11 protein-coding genes are annotated in these 12,341 nt (G+C 59.6%); 9 read left to right on the forward strand and 2 right to left on the reverse strand.

Translation table 11 applies throughout. The annotated features are described in order from the left end of the window. Positions 1 to 26: 26 nt before the first annotated feature. The 9 genes from J2857_RS22860 to J2857_RS22900 all read left to right on the forward strand — a co-directional run bounded on the left by J2857_RS22860 (position 27) and on the right by J2857_RS22900 (position 10,386). A complete protein-coding gene (locus J2857_RS22860) occupies positions 27 to 1,139 on the forward strand; it encodes an LLM class flavin-dependent oxidoreductase (protein ID WP_210012365.1) in 1,113 nt (370 codons plus the stop codon). After that, a complete protein-coding gene (locus tag J2857_RS22865; protein WP_210012366.1) occupies positions 1,132 to 2,844 on the forward strand; it encodes an asparaginase domain-containing protein in 1,713 nt (570 codons plus the stop codon). Before J2857_RS22860 ends, J2857_RS22865 begins: the two co-directional genes overlap by 8 nt. Before the next feature lie 113 nt (positions 2,845 to 2,957). Next, positions 2,958 to 3,923, forward strand: coding sequence for an EamA family transporter (locus J2857_RS22870; protein ID WP_210012367.1), 966 nt, complete (start codon positions 2,958 to 2,960; stop codon positions 3,921 to 3,923). Positions 3,924 to 4,147: 224 nt separating this feature from the next. Then, entirely contained in the window at positions 4,148 to 5,035 is an 888-nt protein-coding gene (locus J2857_RS22875; protein WP_210012368.1) for a dihydroorotate dehydrogenase electron transfer subunit, read from the forward strand. Continuing rightward, the gene (locus J2857_RS22880; protein ID WP_245363675.1) at positions 4,933 to 5,991 is read left to right on the forward strand and encodes a dihydroorotate dehydrogenase; all 1,059 of its coding nucleotides are present in this window, start codon (positions 4,933 to 4,935) and stop codon (positions 5,989 to 5,991) included. Before J2857_RS22875 ends, J2857_RS22880 begins: the two co-directional genes overlap by 103 nt. Then, entirely contained in the window at positions 5,991 to 7,280 is a 1,290-nt protein-coding gene (locus tag J2857_RS22885) for a hydantoinase/carbamoylase family amidase (RefSeq protein WP_245363677.1), read from the forward strand. The genes J2857_RS22880 and J2857_RS22885 overlap by 1 nt, the downstream gene beginning before the upstream one ends. 440 nt (positions 7,281 to 7,720) lie before the next feature. After that, positions 7,721 to 8,746 (forward strand): ABC transporter substrate-binding protein, encoded by a 1,026-nt coding sequence (locus J2857_RS22890; RefSeq protein WP_210012369.1) that lies wholly within the window; start codon positions 7,721 to 7,723, stop codon positions 8,744 to 8,746. A gap of 42 nt (positions 8,747 to 8,788) precedes the next feature. Beyond that, positions 8,789 to 9,619 (forward strand): ABC transporter ATP-binding protein, encoded by an 831-nt coding sequence (locus J2857_RS22895; protein ID WP_210012370.1) that lies wholly within the window; start codon positions 8,789 to 8,791, stop codon positions 9,617 to 9,619. Further along, a complete protein-coding gene (locus tag J2857_RS22900) occupies positions 9,616 to 10,386 on the forward strand; it encodes an ABC transporter permease (RefSeq protein ID WP_210012371.1) in 771 nt (256 codons plus the stop codon). Before J2857_RS22895 ends, J2857_RS22900 begins: the two co-directional genes overlap by 4 nt. Positions 10,387 to 10,398: 12 nt before the next feature. On the opposite strand, the gene J2857_RS22905 is transcribed toward J2857_RS22900, so the two are convergent. Then, a complete protein-coding gene (locus tag J2857_RS22905; protein ID WP_210012372.1) occupies positions 10,399 to 11,586 on the reverse strand; it encodes a phosphopentomutase in 1,188 nt (395 codons plus the stop codon). A gap of 10 nt (positions 11,587 to 11,596) precedes the next feature. After that, a complete protein-coding gene (locus tag J2857_RS22910; RefSeq protein WP_210012373.1) occupies positions 11,597 to 12,340 on the reverse strand; it encodes an ABC transporter permease in 744 nt (247 codons plus the stop codon). Between the last annotated feature and the right edge of the window lies 1 nt (position 12,341).

The raw sequence follows: 12,341 nt of genomic DNA on the forward strand, positions 1-12,341 counted from the left end.
CTCTCTCACCTGTTGAAAGGAATCCCATGCGCACCCTGGAACTTGGCGTTTTCATGCCGGTCGGCACGAATGGCTTTCTGATGTCCACAACGGCACCAAGATATCAGCCGACCTTCGCGCTTGAGAGGAGCATCGCGGCGCTTGCGGAAGAGGCCGGCTTCGACTTCCTCTTTTCAATGGGAAAATGGATGGGGTTCGGCGGCAGGAGCGGCTTTTGGGAACAGACGATCGAGCCGGTCGTCATGAGCGCAGCGCTGGCCGGCGTGACGAACAGGATCAAGCTGTTCGCAACCATCAACCCGCTGCTCTTTCACCCCGTCGTCGCGGCGAAAATGATTGCCACGATCGACGAAATCAGCGGCGGCCGCTTCGGCGTCAACATCGTCACCGGAAACACGCTTGAAGAACTCGAGCAGATGGGAGTCGTGCCCGAAGGATATGAGAGCTTCCGCTATGAATATGCCGACGAATGGCTGACTGTTGTCAAGCAATTGTGGACGCAACAGCGCCTCACCCACGACGGTCGCTTCTTTCAACTGACCAACTGCGTCTGCGATCCGAAGCCGATCCAAAAGCCCTATCCGCCGATCATCTCAGCCGGACTGTCCGATGAAGGCCTCCGTTTCGGAGCCAAGCATTCGAACTATCAATTTGTCGGCGCCCGTCCAGAAAAAGTGGACCATGTAAAAGCCTTCGCTGCCGAAGAGGGGCGCGACTTGAAGGTTTCAGCCAACATGCTGATCGTGGCCGGCAGCTCCGATCAGGCCGCTCACGATCGTTTCGAGCGCTTGCTCGACGGCCGGGACAACGAGGCTTTCGACAACCTCATCGCCTCGTTCGAGAGGGACAATCGGGACTCTTCCGAAGGCCGGACGTCCTTTCTGCGCAATCCGCGCATGATCGGCTTCGGCACCGGAGCACCGATCATCGGATCCTACGACACGATTGCCGAGCAACTCGCTCAGGTCGCGACAGACGCGAAATTCGATGCCATTCAACTCACCTTTATCGACTTCATCGACGACCTGAAGGATTTCGGCAGGCAAATTTATCCGGGATTGAAGGCACGTCTGGCACGGCACGACATTCGGCTCGGCCAGGACGTTGCCGCTTCCGCAAGGGCCGCCGAGCATGCGTGACGCCCGGCATGGCACCAATAAGGCCCGCATAGCCCATCTGGCGGGGCCGAACGCGACAATCCACAATACTCCGCCACTGGTGACATCCAACAAGGCTCGAGCCATTCACGCTCTCCCCTTGCTAACCGATGTCGATGGAAACCCATCGCGTTACGACAGCTTGCGCCCGCAGAGACTGGCTGTACCCGTCCACGTTTACATCGAGCAGTTCTCCGCGCATCCGCTCGAGGCCGACGCTGCTCATCTCTACGCGCCGCCGGACGGCTACGTCGATAGCCAGGGCAATTTCAGTACAACGGAGACTGCCACGGCCAATCGGCCTGTCTTTCGTGTGGAGCTGAGGCCGGAGGACGGTTACTATCCCCTGCCCTATATGGCCCGACAGCGGGACGGAAGCGCCTGGGAAACGGATGGCGTGTCATCCTTTGCCGCGCGGGAAATGAGCCGCCAACCTTTCATGCCGGACGGCAGCCGCACCTTCGAGGAAGTGGACAGGCTGGGTGTGGACCCGAAAGGACGCGGCAGCGCAATCCACGACATTGCGGATGTGGAGTTTTACCGCGTCGCCCCATCCGGTGGCTACATGAACGGCGTTCCGAGCGGCGAAAGCAGCGGTCACGCCGATGGCACCGGTGCGATCGAGGTTTCAGGGAGGGACTTCTTTCCCTACAGACCCCCGCATTTGAGCAGATCGCCCCCGCGAACGACGCTGGCCCGAATAGCCAACGCCACCCAAAAAATCCTGCGTGACGGTCATTATGACGGAGCGATCTGGACACAGGGCAGTCCTCGCATCGAGGAAACGATTTACTGGTTAAACCTCGTTCTCGACGTGACGGTACCCGTTTGCGGAAATGCATCGCAGCGCTATCACGGCGAAACGAGCAATGACGGTCCGCGCAACCTCATCGATTCCGTGCACTACATCTCTTCCGGTTGCTGGGCCGATGCGGAAGGACACAACCGGGCGGGAGCCGTTCTGGTACAGGACCAACGTGTGTTCGCCGCAAGGGAGGTTGTGAAAGTCGACGCGCGACCCGGCGGCTTCGCCGCCAGCGGCGGACATGGCGGCATTATCGGCGCGGCATCTGAAGGCCGCTCTCGGCTTTGCTTTACCCCCAACGCCAAACACACCTACCAGTCCGAGTTGAATATCAGCCGGCTGCCTGCATCCGTCTGCGGGATTACGCAACGCGATGGCACGATAGGACGCATCGAAATTCCGATCAAAACCCCTTCCGGCGACCTGCGCGACGACGCCATTCCCTATGTGTCCATCGTCAAGGACTACAGCTACTCCGAGGACGACTTCGGCATTCATCCGGAAAACGAGGTGGATATCGTCGCAATTCTGCGGAAATGCCTGACGTCTCATCCGCTTGCCGGCTTCGTTCTCGAAGGGCTCTCGCCCTACGGCAAGCCTGCATCCGCCTCGAAACTGGCGGCACTCGAACGCGCGGTCTATTGCGGTCTCCCGATAGTATGCGTCGGTCGCGGCAATACGGAAGGTTTTGCCCGTCACAGCCGCAGTTTTATCGGCGGGTCGAACCTGACCGCAACGAAGGCCCGAATGCTGCTGATGCTCTGCATCATGAAGTTCGGGATGCTGCCGCCCGCCACGGATGCGGAACACCCGTCTGAAGCAGAGAGAAACGCGACAGAGCAACATCTCGACCGTTATCGGAAGATCTTTGACACCCATTGAGCCCTATTTCGCCGCATATATAGCACCAAGCCGGCAGCGCCCCCTTCATTCGTTCGAAGAGAATCCGGGACATACCCGCGACGGCGGAATCGAAGCTCCGGAGGAACGACACGATGTGGGTCACCTTTGCCACGCTCGCGGGCGTAACACTTGGCTGCGGCGACTTGGCTCTAAAGATGGCACTGCCCAATCTTCAGCCGCGCATTGCCTGTTTCACGCTGTATTTCCTGGGTCTAATTCTATGGATCCCGATATTTCTCATGCTCGGTCTCGCGCCAGCCGCCCTTGAGGCGGTGCACCTGTCACCAGCGGCGCATGGAATGGTGATCGGCCGATCCCTGTTACAATTCGGCGCCTATGCGCCGATATTCATCGTTCTGCGCAATCTGCCCTTGGGAACCTATGCGGCCCTGCGTGCACTGTCGCCGGCACTTTCGGTCGTTGCAGGCACAATCTTCTACGGTGATCGCCCGAACGCCCCGGAATATCTGGGGATCGGGGCCATTTTGAGTGGTGTCGTGCTGGTGGCCTGGGAGCGCAAGACTGCAGCCCACTCCAGCATCGTGGCACCGGCATCCGACCACCTCTGGTTGGCAAATATGGTGCTTACGATCATAGCCGCGACTTGTTCTGGTTTGATGTCGATCTATGACAAACACCTGTTATCGACAGTCCCGGCCAATCTGTTCGTTCTGCAGGCGCTGTCCGATGCCTACCGCATGGGCCTTCTCACTCTTCTTCTGGCATTTTCCACGCGACCGGCCCTCGCCCGCCCGCTAAAATGGAATTGGCGAAGGCGTGACGGTGGGCATCTGCCGCTTCTCTATCTGGGCCTTGCATCCCTACTGATAGCCTTTGGGGAGATTTTCTCGTTTTACGCCGTTTCCTTTCCGGACAGCATGCCGTCCATCGTCGCAATATTGAGGCGTTCAAGCCTTCCGGTTTCGGTAATTCTCGCCAATCTCTTTTTCAGAGAGCGCCTGACGGAGAAGAAAATGCTCGGCATGGCGTCCATCATGGCGGGCGTCGCCCTTATCAATGCCGGCTGGACCTCCGATCTTGCTCCGACGCCGACATGACAGTTGGTCCGAGCCGATCATGAAAAGCGTATATCAGGGCCGTCGCAAATTTGAGATTTTGTCTTGTAAATGAGAAGTCGATATGCAATGCTGCCTTTTATCTGTTTATGGAGCGTCCCAGGAGAAGGAGATATCGATGCTGATTCCTGGATGGTCATTGCCTCTGCGGGCACTTTCGTCAGACAGCGGCCTGTTGACGTCGCGGGGCGTCCGAATGGTTCCCCATGACGGTTGAACCATTGCAGTTGAGCGATTTTTCCCGCGATGACCACGGTTCGATTGGCCTGGTCCGCGAAAGCGTTCCGCGTCCGTTCAAGCCCACGGTGGTGGCGGAAATGTCCCGTGTCGTTTCCAATGACGCGGTCAATGCGGAATATTATCATCTGGTCGTCGAGTGCGGCCCCGTGGCCGCGGCTGCCGAACCTGGGCAGTTTTTTAGCCTGCTTTGCCCAAAATTGCCGGGCGAAGAGCCGTTTCTACGACGCCCGATGAGCCTTTACGGCACGAACCCGCACCAGGGACGGATCGAGTTTCTCTACAAGGTCGTCGGCTCGGGAACGCGTGGCCTTGCGACCCTGAAGCGCGGCGACCTGCTTGACATAATGGGGCCCCTCGGACGCGGTTTCGCACTCGATCCAGGCTTGACGGATATTGTCGCAGTCGGACGCGGCGCGGGGCTCGCCACGCTTGCACCGCTGGCGAAGGCCGCAAGGCGTAACGGCACCCGCGTCACGGCCGTCTTCAGCGCTCGCAGACCTGACCTCATGGTCTCTGTCGGGCTTTTCGAGGAGCAAGGGGCGACCGTCATACAGGTGACGGATCAGGAGGCGACGAGCGGCCCGGCCAATGTGGAGCGTATTCTGCGCGAATTGATCACGGACGGTCGCTGCCAGGCCTTTTTCACCTGTGGGTCCAGCCGGCTGATGAGGGTCCAGCAGCGCCTCGCGGAGGAGTTTTCGCTGCCGGGCCAGGTGGCGATCGAACAACAAATGGCCTGCGGTATCGGGCTTTGTTTTTGCTGCGTCAGGGACTTCAATGTCGGTGGCACTATCGTCAATCGCCGGGTCTGCTGGGACGGTCCGGTGTTCGATCTTTTAGAGACTCTGCCATGAAGCTTGAGACCGATATCGACATGTCGGTGAAGATCGGCGAACTGACGCTGAAGAATCCCATCATGCCCGCGTCGGGAACCTTCGCTGAAGGCCTGTCGCAGGTGATGGATTTCGACCGCCTGGGCGCGATCGTCACCAAGACTGTCACCAGAGAAGTCCGGGCCGGCAACCCGACCCCCCGCGTCGTCGAGCGCCCAAACAGCATGATCAATGCGATCGGCATCCCATCCAAAGGCGTTGCGCATTTCGTCGAGAAGATTATCCCGCTTTATGCCCATTTATCCACGCCGCTCGTCGTCAGCATCTCGGCGCCTACTGCAGACGGTTTTGCCTGCCTGGCCCGCGATCTTTCGCTCCCCGGCGTAGCCGCCATCGAAGCGAACATTTCCTGCCCGAACATCGAGGAGGACGGCAAGGCGTTTGCCATGAACGCGGACTCGACCGCCACGGTGACGCGCGCGTTGCGCGCCGCCACCGATCTTCCGCTGTGGATCAAGCTTACCCCGAATACCGGAGACATGCCGGCAGTTGCGCGTGCCGGGGAAGCCGAGGGAGCGGATGCGCTGGTTGTCGCCAACACGATTCTGTCGATGGCAATCGATCTCAAGACGTTCAAACCGAGTCTCGGCAATGTCATGGGGGGGCTGTCCGGCCCGGCGGTCAAGCCGATCGTTCTGCGCCAGGTTTTCCAGTGTGCGAACGCGGTCGACATTCCGATCATCGGCTGCGGTGGCATCTCATCCGCCGAGGACGTAATCGAATATATGCTGGCCGGCGCACGCGCGGTGCAAGTGGGAACGGCCACCTTTCTTCAACCCAACATCATGCCCCGGATCATAGAGGACCTGCAGGCGTTTTGTTATCACCGACAGATCAACCGGGCTTCGGCCCTGACCGGAGCACTGTTGATCGAGGAAGCCGACGAGAGTGACCTCTCCTGGCTGGATCCGCAGTAATGACCGTATTCAATGCGCATATGGCTTCAGCAGACAGCTTTGACGAGCTCCGAGTTGGCCAGCAGCTCTTCGAGCGGCTTGCAGAACTGACGGGAGACGGCGTCGGGATCACGAGGGCAAGTTACGGAAGCGGCGAGAGCCTCGCGCTTGACGCAGTCGAGACGGTCGCCAGGGAACTGGGCCTCGCCACGCATCGCGATCACGGCGCCAACCTTGTCGTCACACTCGCCGGGAGCGAACCGGAGCTTCCCTATATCGCTTGCGGATCGCATCTGGATTCGGTGCCTCAAGGCGGAAATTTCGACGGCGCCGCTGGCGTCGTCGCGGGATTGTTGGTCCTCGGTCGGCTGAAGGCGGAGGGATTTATACCGCGGCGCTCGATCAAGCTGTTCGGTCTGCGCGGAGAGGAAAGCGCCCGTTTCGGCAAGGCTTACATCGGCTCCAGAGCGCTTTTCGGAGAACTCACAGAGGTCGATCTTTCCGCCAAGTCGAGCGATACGCAACGGAGCCTTGGCGACTGCATGCGCGATGTCGGTGCCGATGTCGAACGCATAAAGCGCGGAGAACGCCTGCTCGACGCCAGCAGGATTCTGGTCTGGCTGGAACTGCACATCGAACAGGGACCGGTCTTGATCGCCCGCGGGCAGTCGATCGGTATCGTCACGGGCATTCGCGGCAATATAAGGCACCGCGCAATCGAATGCGTCGGCGAGGCCGGTCATTCAGGTGCGATACCACGCTGGTTGCGGCATGATGCGGTCTTCGCCACTGCCGAGTTGATGACGCGCATCGACCACCATTGGCGCACATTGCTGGAATGCGGCAGAGATCTTGTTGTGACATCTGGCCTGTTCGGCACCGTGCCCGAGGAGCATGCAATTGCCCGCATTCCAGGCCACGTGCGTTTCAGTTTCGAGGCCCGCAGCCAAAGCCACGACACCCTGGAGGAGTTTTACAACCTCTTTCTTTCCGAGTGCGCGTCGATCTGCGAGGAGCGCGGTGTTGCCTTCAATTTCGATCGCCGGGTCGATTCCGGTTCGGCCATCATGGATAGAGAATGGATCGAACGCTTGGGAAACGCTACGAAGTCATTGGGCATCCCCGCCGAGGAAATGCCAAGCGGTGCGGGGCACGATGCAGCCGTCTTTGCCACTGCCGGGGTACCGAGCGCCATGATTTTCGTGCGCAACCGCAACGGCTCCCACAACCCGGAAGAAGACATGGACCTTGCCGACTTTCTAGAGGGCGTTGCCGTGCTGCGCGAAGCGATCATGGAGTCCGCTCAATAGGACCTGTTACAAGCGTCAGATTTTGCATGTGACGGAGGCGGGGCGCTTGAGGGCGCTTATATGTCGGGCCTCGGGAAGCTCGCTTTTGCGCGGGACGTACGGCGCGTTGATCCGCTGTTCATCACGATTCCCGAGCCTTGCCATCCAGCATGAAGCATAGGGTGTGCGGCAGCCGCGGTAACGACCGACGCTCCTCCGCAACCGGTTCCAATGTAACTCCAGACCAAGCTTCACGCTTCTGCCGGTTGCTCAAACCGCGCCATTTGGCGTATCCAAACAACCGAGACTTAAATCGCCGCCGGGATAGCCACGACACCTCCGTCTTCGCCGTAAATGCAATTCTGCTTCTTTTCATTTTACGAGAATTCGGAAAATTTTCTAGACGACGTCTAATTTATGCGATACAAACTTCGTCTTCACCATAAAATTGAGGGAACATAATGAAAAGAGCAGTTTTAGCGCTGTCGGTTGCCGCTTCAATCTTGATCGGCTCCGCAATCTCAGCCGCCGCACAGACCCTGACGCCCGTCAAATTTTCACTGGATTGGACGCTGCAAGGCAACCACGCCATCTGGGGCCTTGCGCTCAAGGAAAAGAGCTTTGAGGCCAACGGCCTTAAGGTCACGATGGACCGCGGCTACGGCTCGGGCGACACCATCGTCAAGGTTGCGTCAGGCGCCTACGACATCGGCTTCACCGACATCAATTCGCTGATCAAGTTCAATGCCGAGAACCCGGAGCGTGCCCTGATCGCCTTCTACCAGGTGTTCGACAAAACCCCGAACTCGATCATTGCGCTGGCGAAATCCGGCATCAAGACACCGGCGGATCTTGCCGGCAAGAAGCTTGGCGCGCCGGAAGCCGATTCCAGCCGCTTGATGTTCGGCGCCTTCGCCGGGGCCAACAAGATCGACCCGGCCTCGATCAACTGGGTTACCATGGCACCGAACCTGCGCGAAACCATGCTGGTTCAGGGCCAGGTCGATGCGATCTCCGGCTTTTCCTCGACATCCGTGTTCAACTTGATATCCGCCGGCGTGCCTGAAAAGGATATCACCGTGCTCGGTTATGCCGATAACGGTCTCGACCTCTATGGCAGCGCACTGGTCGCCACGCCCGCCTACATCGCCAAGAACCCCGAGATCATCAAGGGCTTCGTCAAAGCATCGATAGCCGGCACAATCTCGCTTTTGAAGAACCCGCAAGCGGGCATGCAGGCGATGAAGGAAATAGAGCCGCTCTACGACATCAAGCTGGAAACGGCGCGCCTGCAGTTCCTGATCGACAGGGGCGTTCTGAAATCGCCCCTGTTCGAAAAGAACGGCCTCGGTTTCGTCGATCCTGCCCGTATGGCCCTGACCATCAAGACCAATGCCGATGCCTACAAGATTGCAGCGCCGGCTCCGGAAAAGATCTACACGACGGCATTCCTGCCGCCGGCCGCCGAGCGGATTCCGCCGAAGTAAATCTCTCGTAATCTTAGCAAAACCACAGTTCTGGCGGCCTGGATGAAAAATCTCGTCGAGTTGATCGACGTCAGCCTTTCCTATGGAAAGACGCTGGCGGTATCGAACCTGAATATGAAAGTACCGGAGGGCTCCTTCGCCGCGGTGGTTGGCCCATCCGGCTGCGGAAAATCCTCGTTGATGAAACTGGTGACGGGCTTGATGCCCGCCACCACCGGAGCTGTCGTGGTCGATGGCCATGAAATCTCCGGCCCGGTCAGCATCGTCGGCATGGCGTTCCAGAACCCGAACCTCCTGCCCTGGCGTACGACGCTGGAAAACGTGATGCTGCCGCTGGAGGTGGTCCGTCCCGAACGCCACCAGCTGCGGGCGAAAAAAAAGGAATTCACCGAGCGGGCAATGGACCTTCTGCGGATCGTCGGTCTTGAGAGTTTCGCCAATCATTATCCCTGGCAGCTTTCCGGCGGCATGCAGCAGCGCGCCTCGCTGTGCCGGTCGCTGATCCATCAGCCGCGCCTTCTGATGCTCGACGAGCCATTCGGCGCGCTCGACGCGTTTACCCGTGAGGAGCTATGGGATGTCCTGCAGACGATTTGGCTGGAACGGCGCTTCACCGCGATCCTGGTCACTCACGATTTGCGCGAGGCACTTTATCTCGCCGATGACGTGCATGTGATGTCCAATCGGCCGGGCTGCGTCGCTCGCACGGTCAATACAGGCGCCTTCAGCCGCCCGCGGGGTGAGCAGACCTTCATCGATCCCGCGTTCAACGAAAACGTAATGGAGCTGCGCGCCGACATCCGTGCCCAGAGAATGCCGATCGAAATGGCGGCAACCGGTGCGCCCACTACACCTGCGAGGGCAGCGCGATGAACATGATGGAACGCGCCGGTCCGATTGTCCTGCCTTTGGCGTTGCTCATCTTCTGGGAACTGGCCTGCGAGACTTTCGACATCCCGCCCTTCGTGCTGCCGTCGCCGTCGATGGTCGCGGTGGCGCTTTACAACAACGCCTTTGTCATCTGGTTTCATTCCAGCCAGACGCTCTACACCACGGTGGTCGGCTTTGCCGTCGCCGTCGCATTCGGCACCTTCCTCGGTATCCTGGTCGGCTCCTCACGACTTGCCTATACCAGTCTTTATCCGATGCTGGTGGGCTTCAACTCGGTTCCAAAGGTCGCGATCGTGCCGATTCTCGTCGTCTGGTTCGGCATCGGGACCGTGCCGGCAATCGTCACCGCATTCATGCTCAGCTTCTTTCCGATTGCCGTCAACGTGGCGACCGGACTTGCCACGATCGAGCCGGACCTGCGCGACGTGTTGCGGTCGCTGGGTGCCAGCCAATTGGACATCGTCCGCAAGATCGGCATTCCGCGCTCGATGCCTTATCTGTTTGCGTCGCTCAAAATATCGATCACCTTGGCATTCGTTGGCTCGGTCATCTCGGAGACGCTTGCCTCCAACCGCGGCATCGGCACGCTGATGACCCAGGCATCCGCCAACTTCAATATACCACTGGTGTTTGCCGGCCTTGTGGTGATCGCGCTAATGGGCATCATCATGTACATGATGTTTGCCTTCGTCGAAAAGCGCATGACGGGCTGGGCGACGCGCGGTGCGACCTTCGGTATCGGCGGCTGAACTGCCCTTTGTTCAGACGAGCGCCAAATGTGACGCCACCATTGCTGCAACGTCGGTAAAGGCGCAGATGCCGAGCTCGGCGGGGGCGATCCCCCGCCCCGTTGCAAGGACCGGCACCCGTTCGCGGGTGTGGTCTGTTCCGGTCCGGGTCGGATCATTGCCATGGTCCGCCGTGATGATCAGCAGATCGCCCTCGCGAAGCCGCGCGGTCAGTTCGGGCAGGCGCGCATCGAACGTTTCGAGCGCCCGCGCGTAGCCGGCGACATTGCGCCGGTGGCCCCAGAGACTGTCGAATTCGATGAAATTGGTGAACACCAGATCGCCTTGTGCCGCGCGATCGCACCAACCGAGAACGTGGTCGAACAGCGCCATGTCGTCAATACCCTTCGAGACGTCGGTAATGCCTTTGTAAGCGAATATATCGCCGATCTTGCCGACCGCATGCACCGCGCCGCCCGCCGAGACCACCCTGTCGCAGATCGTCGCGGCCGGTGGGGCGATGGCAAAATCCTTGCGGTTGGCAGTGCGGACGAAACTGCCCGGCATCTCGCCAAGGAAGGGACGGGCGATAATGCGACCGACATTGAGCGGATGAAAGATATCCGCTGCAATCCGGCACAGATCGAGCAGTCTCTCCAGGCCGAAATGCGTTTCATGCGCGGCGATCTGCACGACGCTATCGGCGGACGTATAGACGATCGGCTTTCCTGTCGCGATATGCTCCAGACCAAGCTGGTCCAGTACCTCGGTGCCGGAGGCGTGGCAATTGGCGAGCGTCCCGGGAATGCCGGAACGGGTGATTAGGTCACCGATAAGGTCAGCCGGAAAGGCGGGAACCGTGCGAGGAAAATAATGCCAGTCGCGGGTCACCGGAACGCCGGCGAGCTCCCAGTGGCCGGATTGGGTATCTTTGCCGGCGGAACTTTCCTGCGCCGCGCCCCAACGGACATCGGGGGCACTTGCCGCGGCCGCCAGTCCTGGCGCCTGCTGGCCGCAGGAAAGCAGGATAGCAGCGCCCAATCCGAGAGCATCGAGGTTAGGCAGCGTCAGCGGTCCACTCCTGCCCTCCTCGGCCCGCCCTTCGGCACAGGCTTTTGCGATATTCAGGAGAGTATTGGATCCTTCATCGCCATAACGGCCAGCGTCCGGCGCACCGCCGCAGCCGACGGAATCAAGGACGCAGAGGAAAACACGGGCCATGGCAATCGTTTCAGTTGAGCTCGAAACGGCTGATTGAACGGCGACGGATGAGTTCTACCACCTCGTAAAAGGCCCACCCGATCAGGGACAGCAACACAACCATGCCAATGACCACGGCGGTATCGCTGTTTTCCTGGCCCGATGACAGGAGATAACCGAGCCCCTCATTGGCCCCCATCAGCTCTCCTATGACGGCAGCCGTCATGGCAAGCGTGGTCGCAACCGCCATGCCAGCCAGAACCGCCGGGAGCGCGGATGGCAATTCGATATGCCAGAAACTCTGCCATGCGCTGAGCTTCAGCACCTTTGCGAGATCGCGAAAGCTACCCTCTCCATATCGCAGCCCCGTGACCATGCCCTGCATGACAGGGAAGAAGGTAACGATCGCGATCAGCACGATCTTCGGCGTCGGACCAATGCCGAGCCAGAGAAGCAGCAGAGGCGCGATCGCGATTTTCGGCGCGGTCTGGAGAAGCAGGATCAGCGGCGTGGCAAAACGTTCGATGCGTGGAAGACGCGCGAAAACGACGCCGGAGAGGATTCCGACGATCGTTCCGAGCGCGAATCCCGCAACGATTTCCCAAAGCGTGACGCCGATATGCCGAAGCAGCTTGGCGTTCTCGTACAGGAAAGCGATACGCGAGAGGACTTCAACTGGCCCCGGAAGAAGATACGCGGGAACATTGAAGAGATGGACGACCGCCGTCCAAAGGACGAGGGTCGCGATCAGGCCCGCTATGCCACGCAGGATCATG

Origin of the sequence: Neorhizobium galegae (assembly GCF_017877055.1) — a bacterium.
Lineage (GTDB): Bacteria > Pseudomonadota > Alphaproteobacteria > Rhizobiales > Rhizobiaceae > Neorhizobium > Neorhizobium galegae_D.